Source organism: Enterobacter cloacae complex sp. IR5450 (genome assembly GCF_049238665.1).
Taxonomy (GTDB): domain Bacteria; phylum Pseudomonadota; class Gammaproteobacteria; order Enterobacterales; family Enterobacteriaceae; genus Enterobacter; species Enterobacter hormaechei_C.
The window spans coordinates 19,565-35,906 of record NZ_JBMKIC010000019.1; the positions used below are offsets into that span (position 1 = coordinate 19,565).

16 protein-coding genes are annotated in these 16,342 nt (G+C 56.9%); 14 read left to right on the forward strand and 2 right to left on the reverse strand.

Translation table 11 applies throughout. The annotated features are described in order from the left end of the window. Window positions 1-87: 87 nt before the first annotated feature. The 10 genes from plsY to ureG all read left to right on the forward strand — a co-directional run bounded on the left by plsY (window position 88) and on the right by ureG (window position 7,904). On the forward strand, window positions 88-702 hold the full coding sequence (plsY, locus tag ACOTYB_RS15110) for a glycerol-3-phosphate 1-O-acyltransferase PlsY (RefSeq protein WP_003862548.1): 615 nt from the start codon (window positions 88-90) through the stop codon (window positions 700-702). A 92-nt stretch (window positions 703-794) separates the two neighbouring features. Next, on the forward strand, window positions 795-2,261 hold the full coding sequence (locus tag ACOTYB_RS15115; RefSeq protein ID WP_059294488.1) for an MFS transporter: 1,467 nt from the start codon (window positions 795-797) through the stop codon (window positions 2,259-2,261). A gap of 156 nt (window positions 2,262-2,417) precedes the next feature. Further along, the gene (locus ACOTYB_RS15120) at window positions 2,418-3,245 is read left to right on the forward strand and encodes an urease accessory protein UreD (RefSeq protein WP_220153355.1); all 828 of its coding nucleotides are present in this window, start codon (window positions 2,418-2,420) and stop codon (window positions 3,243-3,245) included. Window positions 3,246-3,256: 11 nt separating this feature from the next. After that, window positions 3,257-3,559, forward strand: coding sequence for an urease subunit gamma (locus tag ACOTYB_RS15125; RefSeq protein ID WP_220153356.1), 303 nt, complete (start codon window positions 3,257-3,259; stop codon window positions 3,557-3,559). Between the two features lie 10 nt (window positions 3,560-3,569). Further along, entirely contained in the window at window positions 3,570-3,884 is a 315-nt protein-coding gene (locus ACOTYB_RS15130) for an urease subunit beta (RefSeq protein ID WP_003862557.1), read from the forward strand. Beyond that, entirely contained in the window at window positions 3,877-5,580 is a 1,704-nt protein-coding gene (gene ureC / locus ACOTYB_RS15135) for an urease subunit alpha (protein ID WP_220153357.1), read from the forward strand. The genes ACOTYB_RS15130 and ureC overlap by 8 nt, the downstream gene beginning before the upstream one ends. Window positions 5,581-5,589: 9 nt before the next feature. Beyond that, window positions 5,590-6,054, forward strand: coding sequence for an urease accessory protein UreE (gene ureE / locus ACOTYB_RS15140; RefSeq protein WP_003862559.1), 465 nt, complete (start codon window positions 5,590-5,592; stop codon window positions 6,052-6,054). 9 nt (window positions 6,055-6,063) lie between these two features. After that, window positions 6,064-6,603, forward strand: coding sequence for a HupE/UreJ family protein (locus ACOTYB_RS15145; RefSeq protein ID WP_003862561.1), 540 nt, complete (start codon window positions 6,064-6,066; stop codon window positions 6,601-6,603). Then, window positions 6,603-7,277: an urease accessory protein UreF gene (locus ACOTYB_RS15150; RefSeq protein ID WP_220153358.1), complete on the forward strand. Its 675-nt coding sequence runs from the start codon at window positions 6,603-6,605 to the stop codon at window positions 7,275-7,277. Before ACOTYB_RS15145 ends, ACOTYB_RS15150 begins: the two co-directional genes overlap by 1 nt. 9 nt (window positions 7,278-7,286) lie before the next feature. Continuing rightward, entirely contained in the window at window positions 7,287-7,904 is a 618-nt protein-coding gene (gene ureG, locus ACOTYB_RS15155) for an urease accessory protein UreG (protein WP_220153359.1), read from the forward strand. A 32-nt stretch (window positions 7,905-7,936) separates the two neighbouring features. Here the strand turns inward: ureG and ACOTYB_RS15160 are convergent, their stop codons facing one another. Beyond that, window positions 7,937-9,712, reverse strand: coding sequence for a S8 family peptidase (locus ACOTYB_RS15160; RefSeq protein WP_258881822.1), 1,776 nt, complete (start codon window positions 9,710-9,712; stop codon window positions 7,937-7,939). A 558-nt stretch (window positions 9,713-10,270) separates the two neighbouring features. Here ACOTYB_RS15160 and ACOTYB_RS15165 point away from each other — a divergent pair. Then, the gene (locus ACOTYB_RS15165; protein WP_057058774.1) at window positions 10,271-10,951 is read left to right on the forward strand and encodes a LuxR C-terminal-related transcriptional regulator; all 681 of its coding nucleotides are present in this window, start codon (window positions 10,271-10,273) and stop codon (window positions 10,949-10,951) included. Window positions 10,952-10,982: 31 nt separating this feature from the next. Here ACOTYB_RS15165 and tsaD read toward each other — a convergent pair whose 3' ends face one another. Next, on the reverse strand, window positions 10,983-11,996 hold the full coding sequence (gene tsaD / locus ACOTYB_RS15170) for a tRNA (adenosine(37)-N6)-threonylcarbamoyltransferase complex transferase subunit TsaD (RefSeq protein WP_022651877.1): 1,014 nt from the start codon (window positions 11,994-11,996) through the stop codon (window positions 10,983-10,985). A 236-nt stretch (window positions 11,997-12,232) separates the two neighbouring features. On the opposite strand from tsaD, the gene rpsU reads away from it, so the two are divergent. The 3 genes from rpsU (at window position 12,233) to rpoD (ending at window position 16,306) form a co-directional block, all read left to right on the forward strand. After that, complete coding sequence (gene rpsU, locus ACOTYB_RS15175) at window positions 12,233-12,448, forward strand: 30S ribosomal protein S21 (protein WP_001144069.1); 216 nt, start codon at window positions 12,233-12,235, stop codon at window positions 12,446-12,448. Window positions 12,449-12,563: 115 nt separating this feature from the next. After that, window positions 12,564-14,309 carry a DNA primase gene (dnaG, locus tag ACOTYB_RS15180; RefSeq protein ID WP_003862574.1) on the forward strand — a complete coding sequence of 582 codons (1,746 nt, stop codon included), beginning with the start codon at window positions 12,564-12,566 and terminating at the stop codon, window positions 14,307-14,309. A 152-nt stretch (window positions 14,310-14,461) separates the two neighbouring features. Further along, window positions 14,462-16,306 (forward strand): RNA polymerase sigma factor RpoD, encoded by a 1,845-nt coding sequence (gene rpoD / locus ACOTYB_RS15185; RefSeq protein ID WP_006812010.1) that lies wholly within the window; start codon window positions 14,462-14,464, stop codon window positions 16,304-16,306. Window positions 16,307-16,342 lie beyond the last annotated feature (36 nt).

Consider the following 16,342-nt stretch of genomic DNA (forward strand, 5'->3'; position numbering starts at 1 on the left):
GCTAAACCGGATACCACTTCCGGCGAATTATGCGTATTATCCACAGATGCTGAGAATACAGATACATTTTCAAAACGGAACAGCGTTATGAGTGCAATCGCGCCTGGAATGATTATCCTCGCCTACCTTTGCGGCTCAATCTCCAGCGCCATTCTGGTCTGCCGCATCGCCGGGTTGCCTGACCCGCGTGAAAGTGGTTCCGGGAATCCGGGGGCGACCAATGTACTACGAATTGGCGGCAAGGGAGCAGCCGTAGCGGTTTTGATTTTTGACGTTCTGAAAGGAATGCTTCCCGTCTGGGGCGCGTATGCGCTCGGCGTCACACCCTTCTGGCTGGGGCTGATAGCCATCGCCGCCTGCGTCGGCCACATCTGGCCTGTTTTCTTTGGTTTTAAAGGCGGTAAAGGCGTGGCCACTGCGTTTGGCGCAATTGCGCCGATCGGCTGGGATCTCACCGGCGTGATGGCGGGCACCTGGCTGCTGACCATCCTGCTGAGCGGTTATTCGTCGCTGGGCGCCATCGTCAGCGCACTGATCGCCCCGTTCTATGTCTGGTGGTTTAAACCGCAGTTTACCTTCCCGGTGTCGATGCTCTCGTGTCTGATCCTGTTGCGCCATCACGACAACATTCAACGCCTGTGGCGTCGTCAGGAAACGAAGATCTGGACGAAGCTCAGACGTAAAAAGAAAGACGCTCAGTAAACCGTTCGTTATGCCTTATAACCAAATGTGATTTTTGTCACCTTCTGCCTGTGGTAACTGTTAGAGACACAACACAACCACACAAAAAGAAAATGGCAGAAATCACAGATTCAACTCCCCTTCCAGCGGCAGGAAACACCCCGGATGGCGACATCAGGTGGGTACGCAGCGCATCGGACGTTTCACGTCTCGTTAATGACGGCTCTCAGGGCCGGGCCAATGCCCGCATCGTGGTCGGTATCGCGCTCGGGGGAATTTTTCTCGATGCCTACGATCTCGGCGCGCTGGCATTCGGCATCAAAGACATCACCCGCGAATTTAACCTGACGCCCGCCGGTACCGGCATGGTGGCTTCAGCCATTACGTTTGGCGCGATTGTCGGGGCGCTGCTCGGCGGCTATCTTACGGATAAAATCGGGCGCTACCGCGTCTTTATGGCCGATATGGTATTCTTTGTCGTTGCCGCTATCGCCTGTGCGCTGGCCCCGAACGAATATGTGCTGGCGGGCGCGCGCTTTGTGATGGGTCTTGGCGTTGGGATCGACCTTCCCGTCGCGATGGCGTTTCTCAGCGAGTTCGCCAGACTGAAAGGCCCGGGGAATAAAGCCTCCAGCGTCGCGATGTGGTGTCCCACCTGGTATGCTGCCATCAGCATCTCTTATCTTCTGGTGCTCTTCTTTTACGCCGTACTGCCGGAAAGCCACAGCGACTGGCTCTGGCGTCTGATCCTTGGCTTTGGCGCGGTGCCCGCGCTGGTGATTATCGCCATCCGCAGCCGCTATATGAGCGAATCCCCGGTCTGGGCGGCGAATCAGGGCAATCTGAAGGAGGCGGCGTCCATCCTGCGGCAGTCTTACAACATTAATGCCCACGTACCGCAGGATGCGCTCGACCAGCCCGCGCCTGTTGTGAACAAGGCAAAATGGTCGAACTACCTGAACCTGTTCCGCGGTATCTATCTGCGGCGTACCACGCTCGCCACGCTGCTGTCGGTCGTCTCCTCGTTCGCCTATAACGCCGTAGCCTTTGGCCTGCCGGTGATCATCTCCAGCTTCTTTGTGCAGTCGATGCTGACCACCATTCTGATCTCGCTGGCGCTTAATCTGCTGTTCGCGTTTGTCGGCGGGCTGCTGGCGGTGCGCTATGTTCCGCGCTTCGGCGCATGGCGGATGTCACTGGCGGGTTATGCGTGCCAGCTGGCGGCGCTGCTCGGCCTGGCGCTGATTGGCCGCCCTGACGGGTCCACGGAAGGCGTGGTCGCCGTCGCGATGCTGGCGCTGTTCCTGTTTGGCCAGGGTTTTGGTCCGGGTGCGCACACCATGACGTTTGCCTCTCTGAGCTACCCGACCTCGCTGCGCGGTGTGGGTGTGGGGCTTAACCAGACGCTGATGCGCAGCAGTTCAACGCTATCACTGTTTCTGTTCCCGCTGCTGGTCGCCTCGCTGGATACCGCCGTGTTCTGGGTGATTGCGCTGGCGCCGTTTATCGGCCTGGCCTCGCTGCTGGCGATCCGCTGGGAGCCGTCGGGGTATGATGTGGATGCAGAGGATTATCGCTAGCCTTTCTTGCCGGGTGGCGCTGCGCTTACCCGGCCTACATTACTGAAACCGGCTCACATGTGCCGGTTTTTTTATCCATAAGCGACTCATATGACAGCCTTCATTTCCGCCAGGGCATACTGAAACGTATCCCGATAGTGCGGAAGTGGAAGCACCATGTTAGCAACTCAGGTCACTGATACTTCATACAAAGGCTGGCAGGCCTCGCTTGCCCTCCAGTTTTGTCATACCCCTGAGAAAACCCTCCTCCATTCCGCGCGTCACACCGGGCCACTTACCGTTCAGCGTCCGTTTTATCCCGAAGGGGAAACCTGCCACCTTTACCTGCTGCACCCGCCAGGCGGAATTGTGGGCGGGGATACGCTGGATATTTCCGTGCGGCTCGACGCCAAAAGCCATGCCCTCATCACCATGCCCGGCGCCAGCAAGTTCTATCGCAGCAGCGGCCCGCTGGCCTGCCTCAGTCAGCATTTTTACCTCGACGAAGAGGCCACGCTGGAGTGGCTGCCGCAGGACACCATTATTTTCCCCGGCGCTAACGCCGCGCTGCGTTCCGTCTTTCACCTGCACGCCACCAGCACGCTGCTGGCGTGGGAGCTGTACTGTCTGGGCCGTCCGGTGATAAACGAAACCTTCAGCCACGGCACGCTGGAGAGCCGCCTTGAGGTGTGGGTGGATGGCGAGCCGCGTCTGATTGAGCGACTGCATCTCAGCGGTGGCGATCTGACGCCCGTCGCGGACCATCCGTGGGTCGGCACGCTGCTGTTCTATCCGGCCCGGGAAGCACATCTCGACACGGTGCGCGAGCGGCTCGCCCCGCTGGAAAACTTTGGCGGGGCGACGCTCACCGACGATCTGCTGTCGGTGCGTTTTCTCTCGCACGACAACCTGATTTGTCAGCGGGTGATGCGCGATATCTGGCAGTCGCTTCGCCCGCTTTTAACCCCCAAAACCGCCTGTTCGCCGCGCATCTGGCAGACATAAAGAGAAACGCTATGGAACTGACTCCCAGAGAAAAAGACAAGCTGTTGCTGTTCACCGCCGCGCTGGTTGCCGAACGCCGCCTCGCGCGCGGGGTAAAGCTCAACTATCCGGAATCGGTCGCGCTGATCAGCGCCTTTATTATGGAAGGCGCGCGCGATGGCGAAACCGTCGCCTCGCTGATGGAAGCCGGCCGCCACGTCCTGACGCGCGATCAGGTGATGGAGGGCGTACCGGAGATGATCCCGGATATTCAGGTGGAAGCCACCTTCCCGGACGGATCCAAACTCGTCACCATCCACAACCCGATCGTGTAAGGAGCGCGTGATGATCCCAGGTGAATACCGGATCCAGTCCGGCAACATTGCTCTCAACGTCGGGCGCGAAACCCGAAGTGTGATAGTGGAAAACCACGGCGACAGGCCGATCCAGGTGGGATCGCACTATCACTTTTACGAGGTCAACCCGGCGCTGAAGTTCGATCGCGAGGCCACCCGAGGCTACCGGCTGAACATCCCGGCGGGCACCGCTGTGCGCTTCGAGCCCGGCCAGAAGCGGGAAGTGACGCTGGTGCAGGTGACGGGCGCACAGCGCATTTTCGGTTTTCGCGGCGAGATCATGGGCGAGGTGAAACATGGCTGAGATTTCACGCCAGGCGTATGCCGATATGTTCGGCCCCACGACCGGGGATAAAGTGCGGCTGGCCGACAGCGAACTGTGGATCGAAGTAGAAGACGATCTCACGATCTACGGAGAAGAGGTTAAATTCGGCGGCGGAAAAGTGATCCGCGACGGCATGGGACAGGGGCAGATGACCGCCGACGACTGCGTGGATCTGGTGCTCACCAACGCGCTGATCGTCGATCACTGGGGGATCGTGAAAGCGGATATCGGCGTAAAAAATGGGCGGATCTTCGCCGTCGGCAAAGCCGGAAACCCGGACATTCAGCCCGGCGTGACGATCCCGATTGGCGCAGCAACGGAAGTGATCGCCGCCGAAGGCAAGATTGTCACCGCTGGCGGGATCGACACCCATATCCACTGGATCTGTCCGCAGCAAGCGGAAGAGGCGCTGGTCTCTGGCGTCACCACCATGATCGGCGGCGGCACCGGGCCCGCGGCAGGTACAAACGCCACCACCTGCACGCCGGGGCCATGGTATATCGCCCGCGTGTTGCAGGCTGCCGATACGCTGCCGGTGAATATTGGCCTGCTGGGCAAAGGGAACGGTTCAAACCCGGACGCGCTGCGCGAGCAGATCGCGGCAGGTGCCATCGGGCTTAAGATCCACGAAGACTGGGGTGCGACGCCTGCGGCCATCAACTGCTCGCTGGAGGTCGCTGAAGAGATGGATATCCAGGTGGCGCTGCACAGCGACACGCTGAACGAGTCCGGTTTTGTCGAAGATACGCTGGCCGCCATCGCCGGGCGCACCATCCACACCTTCCACACCGAAGGGGCGGGCGGCGGCCATGCGCCAGATATCATCACCGCCTGCGCGCACCCGAATATTCTGCCCTCCTCCACCAACCCGACGCTGCCCTACACGGTCAACACCATCGACGAGCACCTGGACATGCTGATGGTTTGCCATCACCTCGACCCGGATATCGCCGAGGACGTGGCGTTTGCCGAATCCCGCATTCGCCGGGAGACCATCGCCGCCGAAGACGTGCTGCACGATATCGGCGCGTTCTCACTCACCTCGTCAGATTCACAGGCAATGGGCCGCGTGGGGGAAGTGATTATTCGCACCTGGCAGGTCGCGCACCGCATGAAGGTTCAGCGCGGCGCGCTGCCGGAAGAGACCGGCGATAACGACAACTTCCGGGTGAAGCGCTATGTCGCCAAATACACCATTAACCCGGCGCTGACCCACGGCATCGCCCATGAAGTGGGCTCGATTGAGGCGGGCAAGCTGGCGGACCTGGTGGTCTGGTCCCCGGCGTTCTTCGGCGTCAAGCCCGCCACCATCGTCAAAGGTGGGATGATCGCCTGCGCACCGATGGGCGATATCAACGCCTCGATCCCCACGCCGCAGCCGGTGCATTACCGCCCGATGTTTGGATCGCTGGGCGCCGCGCGCCACGCCACGCGGCTGACGTTTATCTCGCAGGCCGCCAGTGCGAACGGCATCCCGCTGCAGCTCAACTTGCAGAGCGCCACGGCGGTGGTGAAAGGTTGCCGGACGGTGAAAAAGGCGGACATGATCCACAACGCTCTGCAACCGAACATCACCGTCGACTCGCAAACCTACGAGGTGCGCGTCGACGGCGAACTGATTACCAGCGAACCGGCTGACGTTCTGCCGATGGCACAACGCTATTTCCTGTTTTGAGGAGTGATGATGATTTATCTGACCCAACGCCTGGACCACGCACACCCGACTACCGCCAGCGTCACGCTGCCGATTGACGTGCGGGTGAAAAGCCGCGCCCGCGTGGCCCTGAACGACGGTCGCGAAGCCGGGCTGATGCTGCCGCGCGGTTTGCTGCTGCGCGGCGGCGATCTGCTGACCACCGACGACGGCAGCGAGGTGATCGAAGTGATCGCGGCCCCGGAGTCGGTTTCCGTGGTGCGCTGCGCCGATCCGTTCCTGCTCGCCCGCGCCTGTTACCACCTGGGCAACCGTCACGTGCCGCTGCAAATTATGCCCGGCGAGCTGCGCTACCACCACGACCACGTTCTTGACGACATGCTGCGTCAGTTCGGGCTGGAGGTGACCTTCGCCAGCCTGCCGTTTGAACCGGAAGCGGGGGCTTACACCAGCGATGCCCACAGCCATGGCCACTCCCACGCTCATTCACATTAAGGACTCATCATGCGCAAGTATTTACCGCTGTTTCTGCTGGCCTTTTCCGTTCCGGCGCTTGCCCATCCGGGCCACGGGACCGACAGCTTCCAGGCCGGATTTCTCCATCCGCTGACCGGGCTGGATCACCTGCTGATGCTGACGGGGGCTGGCGTGCTGTCCGCCCTGAGCGGCCGCAAGCTGCTGCTGCCGTTAGCAACGCTCGGCATGATGCTTGCTGGCGCCGTTGCGGGCAGCCTGCTCGGCGGTTTTAGCGGCATGGAGATGCTGATTATCGCCTCGCTGGCGGTCTGCGGCGTAATGATGTTTAAGACTGAAAATCGCCTGCTGCTGGCGGTGCCAGCCCTGGCGATGTTCCACGGCTGGGCGCACGGCGTGGAGATGTCCGGCCACAGCTTCTGGCTCTTCACCAGCGGGTTTATGTTAGCCAGCGCCACGGTGCTGTGCGCCAGCTTCGCGGCAGGGCTGCTGCTGCGCCGTCACGACGGCCTGCGTAAAACCTTCGGTGGCGGGCTGATCGTCTCTGCCCTGCTGGCGCTGATGAGCTGATGGAGCACGCCCGCCAGCGGCTGCGCCTGATGCAGCTCTCCAGCAGTAGCCTGCCGGTCGGATCGTTTACCTGGTCGCAGGGGCTGGAGTGGGCCGTTGAGGCCGGGTGGGTCACGGACGCTGAGGCCTTCAGGCGCTGGCAGATCCAGCAGATGGAGCAGAGCTTTTTCTGCGTCGACCTGCCGCTGTTTATCCGCCTTTATCGTGCCTGCGAGAAGCAGGACGTCGCGACAGCAAAACGCTGGACGCCATACCTGCTCGCCTGCCGGGAAACGCGCGAGCTGCGCGATGAAGAACGCAACCGTGGCGCGGCCTTTACGCGCCTGATTAAAAGCTGGGAACCCGCCTGCCCGGCAGAATGGCTGCCGCTGTTGACGCAGAGCCAGCTCTGCGGCATGGCGTGGCTCGGCGTGCGCTGGGGCATTAGCACGCGTGAGCTGGCGCTGAGCCTGGGCTACAGCTGGATTGAGAGCGCGGTGATGGCGGGCGTCAAGCTGGTGCCGTTTGGGCAGCAGGCCGCACAACAGCTGATTATCGACCTGAGCGACCATTTTGCCGCCGGGTTTGAACAGGCATTTTTACGTGGCGACGACGCGCTGGGGGCCGCTACGCCGCTGTCCGCCATCGCCTCCGCGCGCCACGAAACCCAATATTCACGACTATTCCGTTCCTGAGGAGTCAATATGGCTGATTACAAACATCCCCTGCGCGTGGGCGTGGGCGGCCCGGTAGGGTCGGGCAAAACCGCCCTGCTGGAAGCGCTCTGCAAGGCGATGCGCGATACCTATCACCTGGCGGTGGTGACTAACGATATCTATACCAAAGAGGATCAGCGCATCCTGACCGAGGCGGGTGCGCTGGAGCCAGAGCGCATCGTGGGCGTGGAAACGGGCGGCTGTCCGCACACCGCCATCCGCGAAGATGCTTCAATGAACCTGGCGGCGGTGGAAGCACTCAGCGAGAAGTTCGGCAATCTGGATCTGATCTTCGTCGAAAGCGGCGGGGATAACCTGAGCGCGACCTTTAGCCCGGAGCTGGCGGACCTCACCATCTACGTCATCGACGTGGCCGAAGGGGAAAAAATCCCGCGCAAGGGCGGGCCGGGGATCACCAAATCCGATTTTCTGGTGATTAACAAAACCGATCTCGCGCCGTACGTGGGGGCGTCGCTGGAGGTAATGGAACACGACACTAACCGCATGCGCGGCGAGCGTCCGTGGACCTTTACCAACCTGAAAGCGGGTGACGGGCTGGCGACGATCATTGCGTTTCTGGAAGAGAAAGGGATGCTGCGGATCTGAAAAAGGCCTGGCATAACGCCAGGCCGTGATGGTTATTTGCAGCTGTTATTGGAAGACCCTTGTTCGCGCCATGCGCCCCACTGGCCGCCGGTTCCCGGCGTTTCTTGCCCCGGGTTGACATACCACTGGTTGAGCCAAACTTTACCGTTGTAGGACACTTTGGTGCATCGGGTTGGATAGGCAATTTTGGCGTTATAGGCCGGTGCCGCAGGATTTACCGGTGTGTCATCTTTTGCCGGGGTGTCATCCTTAGCCGGTACCGCTGGCTTACTGACGGTGATGGTCATGCTGTCCGTCGCGGTTCGCCCATCCGCGCCGGTCGTCGTCAGCGTAAAGGTCGCTTCCCCCTCGCTGTTGGCAGGAATGACGGCATAGGCATGCGCGCTGTCCACGCTCTTCACCAGCGCGCCGTTCAGTGTCGCCTCCAGCGAGAAGGTTTCTGCCCCTTTTGTCACACGCCAGTTATACGATTTGGCATTCAGGCTCTTACTGCCGTCCAGCGCGTAGGTGATCACCCCCGTGGTCGGAGAAACCAGAGCGTAATCTGCGCCTGCCACAGCCGTTGGAGCCGGCGCGACAGGCGTGCTACCGTCTTTGAGCGCCATAATACGGGCCACCGCACGCTCCATGTCAGGTTGAGTACCCACTTTTGCCGAATCTCCGTTGGCCAGTGGCGTTCCGGTCTCTGCCAGAATCTGACGCATCTGACGCGGTGTCACGGTAATACCGTTGGCTTTGGCGATGCCTGACAGGCTGGCTACCACACCCGCAATAATCGGGTTCGAGGAAGAAGTTCCGGCAAACGTCGCGGTACAAGAATCGTTAACGCCGCCATTTTTATAGAGATCGCCATAACCTGTGCTCACTACGTCCCAGCAGCCCCATGCAGAGCTGGTGACGCGCGAACCATAGGTGCTGAACGACGCTTTTTTACCGTCTTTTGCACAAAACGCACCCGCCAGGATAGCCCCGGAGTCCCGCACGTTCACGTCAAACTCCCCCTGGAAGCCTGGGCTATCCAGGTTGACGTTCCCGTTACCTGCCGCCTCAATAACGTGAACGCCTTTATCTGTCAGCGCTTTAATCACATCGTAATAGGCGGGTTCGGACTCCATTGCCACCCAGCAATCCTTTTGGCAACCCGCTGGATAACCGCCCGCTACGTGTACCCCGATCTGCACCACATCGCCAGCTTTTAGCAACGGAATTAAATTATAGAGGTTATTATGCGCTGAGGCCGCGTACCCCAGTCGGCTTTTCCAGCTTATCCCTCGAATACCGGTGCCAATATCTTTCGCTGCCATAATCCCGACAGAAGCGGTGTCATGATCTTGCTTTTCAACATACGTTGTCTTTCCAGAGCTGAGGCTCATTGGCGGTAAGTTGAGGTGCTGGGTATTCCAGGGATAAATTTCCGTTGAAATAATCGTCACCCCTTCACCCGCACTGCCTGCATAGTGATCTACGCTTTCGCGGTTTACGCCCCCCATATAATAACCGGCGCGCTTAACATCAGGTGCTTTGAGATAATCCTGCTTATTGCGAAAATCCGGAACGGCGGCAGACGTTAAATTATTATTTACCGAAGATTTAACCTGCGGCGTAAGGGCGTTTTCATCCAGCGACACCGGTTCGGCCTCCGGATAAACTAACTCTACGTTCTGATTCTGCTCCAGCTCAGTAATAATATGGTTAATGTAGGTTTTATCCTGACGTTTATCTTGCGGTAACGCGATACGCAGATAACGGTCAAAGCCATAGCGTTTATTGAGTTCCGTTAACTCGGATGACTGATTTGAACTCCGCAAATTAGTCGGCCTAAACATATTTGTGGTGATAAGGGAAGGATCATTCAGGGTAATTTTATTGTTTGTCGCTTTTAGCAAACCTGTAGTGGGTTTTAGCTTGAGTACAATTGCTGTGTAGGTCGCATTGTCATGTGCAAACTCATTTTGCACCTGATTTTCTGCCGCAGCGGAAAATGAAATTGCTGCACAAATAAAAAGGGACAAGGTACTTTTTTTCATGGTAATCACGGTTCCTTTGTGAATCGACATTTCTCCTTTTTCAGTATCTGTGATACATGCACCGTGATGAATAAGAGCATCCTAATCTGGGGGAACGATCTTTCTATAATTGAATAAGAAAAATCTTTAACTCGTTTCTTTATATTTCGCAACGCGAGGATACACCTGGATACAAAAACCGTAAAGATTAATCATAATGAAATAATCAACATCCACCGCCGTTAAAAATACTCTCATTGTTACTGCTATTTTACCGCAGTCTGGATTTTAATAAGGATATATCTTGCGAGGGATTCCAACCCCGCCATTATCATGTAAGGGTTAATACGACGCATCATTATGGACATTAAAATCGTTATCGCTGAAGAATCCTCGTTGATTCGCCGCGGCTTATCCTCAATGATGCAAGCGCTCTCGTTACCCGCCTCAGGCATGAATCAGAGATGTGTTTTGACCGGTGAAGCAACCTCTTCCGCAGAACTTCTGTCGCTTCTGGGTCAGCATAACCCCGATATCGTTATCCTCAGCTATTCACTGACAACCAGCTTTAATCGCTCTCCTCTCACGGGTATGGACGGTCTGAAGCTGTTGAGATGGCTCCATCAGACTTATCCTGCGCTCAGCATTATCCTGCTCTCGCCCTATGCAAACGCCATGTTTATTCGTCAGGCGCTAAAGGAAGGCGTCAGATCGTATTTGTCGCGGGATATCAACGAGAAAACATTAAGCCAGGCGATTGCTACAGTTCTTAAAGGTGAGATCTTTATCGAAAGCCAGCTGGTAAATATGCTTTTTCGTCATGAGATGACAGATATAGAGAAACTCTCGCCGCGGGAAATCGATGTGCTGCGTCTGATATGTAACGGATTAAATTTGAAGGAGATTGCACAACATATGCACCTGAGCATCAAAACAGTCAGTGCGCATAAGATCCGGGCGATGGAAAAGCTGGATGTGCAAAACGACTGCCAGCTTTACTCGCTGATCATCAAGAACCAGATTTTCGACATCAGGATATAAAACTCCCCCGCCGCGATGACGGGAGAGCCGTTCACGCCTCAGGCAGCTCCGCCAGCGGCCAGCGCGGACGCACGGACACGCTCAGGTCAGCCGTTGCGCCAGCGTTCAGGCGCACCATCCCGGCGTAGGCGATCATCGCCCCGTTATCGGTACAGAATTCCGGACGGGCGTAGAACACTTCTCCACGGCGCTTTTGCATCATCTCGGCGAGCTTCGCGCGCAGCGTGCGGTTGGCGCTGACGCCGCCCGCCATCACCAGACGCTTGAAGCCGGTCTGATCCAGCGCGCGCTTGCACTTGATCATCAGCGTATCCACCACCGCATCTTCGAACGCACGAGCGATGTCGGCACGCGTCTGCTCGCTGTCGTCGTTATTGCGGATGGTGTTCGCCGCGAAGGTTTTCAGACCGGAGAAGCTGAAATCCAGCCCCGGACGATCAGTCATCGGCCGTGGGAAGACAAAGCGCCCTTCCGTGCCCTGTGCGGCCATTTTCGAGAGCATCGGGCCGCCCGGGTAATCCAGCCCCAGCAGCTTGGCGGTTTTGTCGAAGGCTTCACCGGCTGCATCGTCAATTGACTCGCCCAGCAGCTCATACTTGCCAATACCCGTTACGCTGATCAGTTGGGTATGACCACCGGAAACCAGCAGCGCCACAAACGGGAACGCTGGCGGATTGTCTTCCAGCATCGGCGCCAGAAGGTGCCCTTCCATATGGTGAACCGGAATGGCCGGAACATCCCACGCGAAGGCCAGTGAACGCCCTACCGTTGCGCCGACCAGCAGCGCGCCGACCAGGCCCGGTCCTGCGGTATAGGCCACGGCATCAATATCTTTTGCACTCAACCCGGCCTCTTTCAGCGCCGCCTGGATCAGGGGAACCGTTTTACGCACGTGGTCACGAGAGGCCAGTTCAGGCACGACGCCGCCGTAGTCAGCGTGCAATTTCACCTGACTATACAGTTGGTTGGCCAGAAGCCCTTTTTCGTCGTCGTAAATCGCGATGCCGGTTTCATCGCAGGATGTTTCAATACCCAGTACACGCATGACTTGTTTTACCTCGTTTCAATACCGCGCAGTGTAGAGCCTGGGCGGATTGTTGTAAAACTTTGTTCGCCCCAGGAAGAAGCCTCGTGTATACTCCTCACCCTTATTAAAGTCCCTTTCAAAATCGCATCGGTGCTTTACAAAGCAGCAGCATTTGCAGTAAAATTCCGCACCATTTTGAAATAAGCTGGCGTTGATGCCAGCGGCAAACCGAATTTATTAAAGGTGAGAGTTACATGCCGGTAATTAAAGTACGTGAAAACGAGCCGTTCGACGTAGCACTGCGTCGCTTCAAACGTTCATGCGAGAAAGCAGGTGTTCTGGCTGAAGTTCGTCGTCGTGAGTTTTATGAAAAACCAACGACTGAACGTAAGCGCGCTAAAGCTTCCGCTGTGAAACGTCACGCGAAGAAACTGGCTCGCGAAAACGCACGCCGTACTCGTCTGTACTAATCTGTTGAGGGCCACAGCCCTCAATTGACAGACAGAGTTGTAGTCGTAAGGCCGTGCTTCCGGAAGGAATGCGCGGCTTGTTTTCGTTTATAAGTCGCTTAAATTTTTGGGGCATATGGCCGGAAGAATCCCACGCGTTTTCATCAATGACCTGCTTGCCAGAACCGACATCGTCGATCTCATCGACGCGCGGGTGAAGCTAAAAAAGCAGGGCAAGAACTACCATGCGTGCTGTCCGTTCCATAACGAAAAAACCCCCTCTTTCACCGTAAACGGTGAAAAGCAGTTCTACCATTGCTTCGGCTGTGGCGCACACGGTAATGCCGTCGATTTTTTGATGAACTACGACAAGCTCGAGTTCGTTGAAACCGTCGAAGAGCTGGCGGCGATGCATAACCTTGAAGTGCCGTATGAAGCGGGCAGTGGGCCAAGTCAGATCGAGCGCCATCAGCGGCAAACGCTGTACCAACTGATGGATGGCCTGAATTCGTTTTACCAACAGTCTCTTAAGCACTCTGCGGCTGAGCCTGCGCGTCAGTATCTGAACAAGCGCGGACTGAGTGACGATGTGATTGCGCGTTTCGCTATTGGTTACGCCCCGCCCGGCTGGGACAACGTGTTAAAGCGTTTTGGCGGCAATAGCGAAGATCGTAAATCCCTCATCGACGCAGGCATGCTGGTCACCAACGACCAGGGACGAAGCTACGACCGCTTCCGTGAACGGGTGATGTTCCCGATCCGCGACAAGCGTGGCCGGGTGATAGGTTTTGGTGGTCGCGTGCTGGGTGATGCCCTGCCGAAATACCTTAACTCCCCGGAAACCGATATTTTCCATAAGGGCCGCCAGCTTTACGGTCTTTATGAGGCACAGCAGGATAATGCGGAACCTCCGCGTCTTCTGGTCGTCGAAGGCTATATGGATGTTGTTGCGCTGGCGCAGTACGACATTAACTATGCCGTTGCGTCGCTGGGAACGTCCACCACGGCGGACCATATCCAGCTGCTGTTCCGCGTCACCAACAACGTGATTTGCTGTTACGACGGTGACCGCGCAGGACGCGACGCCGCCTGGCGAGCGCTGGAAACCGCGTTGCCGTATATGACCGACGGGCGTCAGTTACGCTTTATGTTCCTGCCCGACGGTGAAGACCCGGATACGCTGGTGCGTAAAGAGGGCAAAGCGGCGTTTGAAGCGCGGATGGAGCAGGCTCAGCCGCTCTCCACGTTTCTGTTTAACAGCCTGATGCCGCAGGTTGATTTGAGTACCCCTGACGGGCGCGCGCAGCTCAGCACGCTGGCGCTGCCGTTAATCAGCCAGGTGCCCGGCGAAACGCTGCGCATCTATCTGCGTCAGGAGTTAGGCAACAAGCTCGGCATTCTGGATGACAGCCAGCTTGAACGTTTAATGCCGAAACAGGCTGAAAACGGCACGGTACGCCCCGCGCCTCAGCTAAAACGCACAACCATGCGTATACTGATAGGGTTGCTGGTGCAAAACCCCGAACTTGCTCCGCAAGTGCCGTCGCTGGCGGGTTTGAACCACGAAAAATTGCCCGGGCTTGGCTTATTTTCAGAATTGGTCAACACTTGTTTGTCTCAGCCAGGTCTGACCACCGGACAACTTTTAGAGCATTATCGCGGCACAAAAGAGGCCGCTACCCTTGAAAAACTGTCGATGTGGGACGATATAGCAGATAAGGATATCGCAGAAAAAACGTTCACCGACTCACTCAACCATATGTTTGATTCGATGCTTGAGTTGCGCCAGGAAGAGTTGATAGCTCGCGAGCGCACCCATGGCCTAAGCAGCGAAGAACGCCGGGAGCTCTGGATGATTAACCAGGAACTGGCGAAGAAATAAAAAATTTAACGGCTTAAGTGCCGAATATCGATCGGGAAGCCCCCGGCAGCCGCACTGAGAGGCAGCGGCAAAAATATAAGTACGCCCTCGCTTTAAAGGTTGGCAGCCCATCGCCGACACCAATCAAACGAATTAAGTGTGGATACCGTCTTATGGAGCAAAACCCGCAGTCACAGCTGAAACTTCTTGTCCAACGCGGTAAGGAGCAAGGCTATCTGACCTATGCCGAGGTCAATGACCATCTGCCGGAAGATATCGTCGATTCAGATCAGATCGAAGATATCATCCAAATGATCAATGACATGGGCATTCAGGTGATGGAAGAAGCACCGGATGCCGATGATCTGTTGCTGGCTGAAACCTCCAACAACACTGACGAAGATGCGGAAGAAGCTGCTGCACAGGTCCTGTCCAGCGTGGAATCTGAAATCGGGCGTACCACTGACCCGGTCCGCATGTACATGCGCGAAATGGGTACCGTTGAACTGTTGACCCGCGAAGGCGAAATTGACATCGCAAAACGCATCGAAGACGGGATCAACCAGGTTCAGTGCTCTGTTGCCGAATACCCGGAAGCGATCACCTATCTGCTGGAGCAGTACGATCGCGTTGAAGCAGAAGAAGCGCGTCTGTCCGATCTGATCACTGGCTTTGTCGACCCGAACGCTGAAGAAGATATGGCGCCAACCGCCACTCACGTCGGTTCTGAGCTGTCTCAGGAAGAGATGGATGACGACGAAGACGAAGATGAAGAAGAAGACGACGACAGCAGCGATGACGACAACAGCATCGACCCTGAACTGGCGCGTGAGAAATTTGCCGAGCTGCGTACCCAGTACGAAGTGACGCGTGACACCATCAAAGCGAAAGGCCGCAGCCATGCCGCTGCTCAGGAAGAGATCCTGAAGCTGTCTGAAGTGTTCAAACAGTTCCGCCTGGTACCAAAACAGTTCGACTACCTGGTGAACAGCATGCGCGTGATGATGGATCGCGTACGTACCCAGGAACGTATCATCATGAAGCTGTGCGTTGAACAGTGCAAAATGCCGAAGAAGAACTTCATCACCCTCTTCACCGGCAACGAAACCAGCGAAACCTGGTTCAACGCCGCTATCGCGATGAACAAGCCGTGGTCTGAAAAGCTGCACGACGTGAAAGAAGACGTACAGCGCGGCCTGCAAAAACTGCATCAGATTGAAGAAGAGACCGGCCTGACCATCGAGCAGGTGAAAGACATCAACCGTCGTATGTCCATCGGTGAAGCGAAAGCCCGCCGTGCGAAGAAAGAGATGGTTGAAGCAAACTTACGTCTGGTTATCTCTATCGCCAAGAAATACACCAACCGTGGCCTGCAATTCCTGGATCTGATTCAGGAAGGCAACATCGGTCTGATGAAAGCGGTAGATAAGTTTGAATACCGTCGTGGTTACAAGTTCTCCACCTATGCTACCTGGTGGATCCGTCAGGCGATCACCCGCTCTATCGCAGACCAGGCGCGCACCATCCGTATTCCGGTGCATATGATTGAGACCATCAACAAACTCAACCGTATCTCTCGCCAGATGTTGCAGGAGATGGGCCGCGAGCCGACGCCGGAAGAGCTGGCTGAACGCATGCTGATGCCGGAAGACAAAATCCGTAAAGTGCTGAAAATCGCTAAAGAGCCAATCTCCATGGAAACGCCAATCGGTGATGATGAAGATTCGCATCTGGGTGATTTCATCGAGGATACCACCCTCGAGCTGCCGCTGGACTCTGCCACCACCGAGAGCCTGCGTGCCGCTACGCACGACGTGCTGGCTGGCCTGACCGCCCGTGAAGCCAAAGTGCTGCGTATGCGTTTCGGTATCGATATGAACACCGACCACACGCTGGAAGAAGTGGGTAAACAGTTTGACGTGACCCGCGAACGTATCCGTCAGATCGAAGCGAAGGCGCTGCGTAAGCTGCGCCATCCGAGCCGCTCTGAAGTGCTGCGTAGCTTCCTGGACGATTAATCGGTCCTGAAATGAAAAAGCTCCCAATCGGGAGCT

Excerpts from the sequence above, each read along its gene's own strand:
- ACOTYB_RS15145 (WP_003862561.1), top strand. The coding sequence starts at position 6,064 with ATGCGCAAGTATTTACCGCTGTTTCTGCTGGCCTTTTCCGTTCCGGCG.
- ACOTYB_RS15150 (WP_220153358.1), top strand. The coding sequence starts at position 6,603 with ATGGAGCACGCCCGCCAGCGGCTGCGCCTGATGCAGCTCTCCAGCAGT.
- ureE (WP_003862559.1), top strand. The coding sequence starts at position 5,590 with ATGATTTATCTGACCCAACGCCTGGACCACGCACACCCGACTACCGCC.
- ACOTYB_RS15120 (WP_220153355.1), top strand. The coding sequence starts at position 2,418 with ATGTTAGCAACTCAGGTCACTGATACTTCATACAAAGGCTGGCAGGCC.
- rpoD (WP_006812010.1), top strand. The coding sequence starts at position 14,462 with ATGGAGCAAAACCCGCAGTCACAGCTGAAACTTCTTGTCCAACGCGGT.
- dnaG (WP_003862574.1), top strand. The coding sequence starts at position 12,564 with ATGGCCGGAAGAATCCCACGCGTTTTCATCAATGACCTGCTTGCCAGA.
- ureG (WP_220153359.1), top strand. The coding sequence starts at position 7,287 with ATGGCTGATTACAAACATCCCCTGCGCGTGGGCGTGGGCGGCCCGGTA.
- rpsU (WP_001144069.1), top strand. The coding sequence starts at position 12,233 with ATGCCGGTAATTAAAGTACGTGAAAACGAGCCGTTCGACGTAGCACTG.
- plsY (WP_003862548.1), top strand. The coding sequence starts at position 88 with ATGAGTGCAATCGCGCCTGGAATGATTATCCTCGCCTACCTTTGCGGC.
- ACOTYB_RS15165 (WP_057058774.1), top strand. The coding sequence starts at position 10,271 with ATGGACATTAAAATCGTTATCGCTGAAGAATCCTCGTTGATTCGCCGC.
- ureC (WP_220153357.1), top strand. The coding sequence starts at position 3,877 with ATGGCTGAGATTTCACGCCAGGCGTATGCCGATATGTTCGGCCCCACG.
- ACOTYB_RS15130 (WP_003862557.1), top strand. The coding sequence starts at position 3,570 with ATGATCCCAGGTGAATACCGGATCCAGTCCGGCAACATTGCTCTCAAC.
- tsaD (WP_022651877.1), bottom strand. The coding sequence starts at position 11,996 with ATGCGTGTACTGGGTATTGAAACATCCTGCGATGAAACCGGCATCGCG.
- ACOTYB_RS15115 (WP_059294488.1), top strand. The coding sequence starts at position 795 with ATGGCAGAAATCACAGATTCAACTCCCCTTCCAGCGGCAGGAAACACC.
- ACOTYB_RS15125 (WP_220153356.1), top strand. The coding sequence starts at position 3,257 with ATGGAACTGACTCCCAGAGAAAAAGACAAGCTGTTGCTGTTCACCGCC.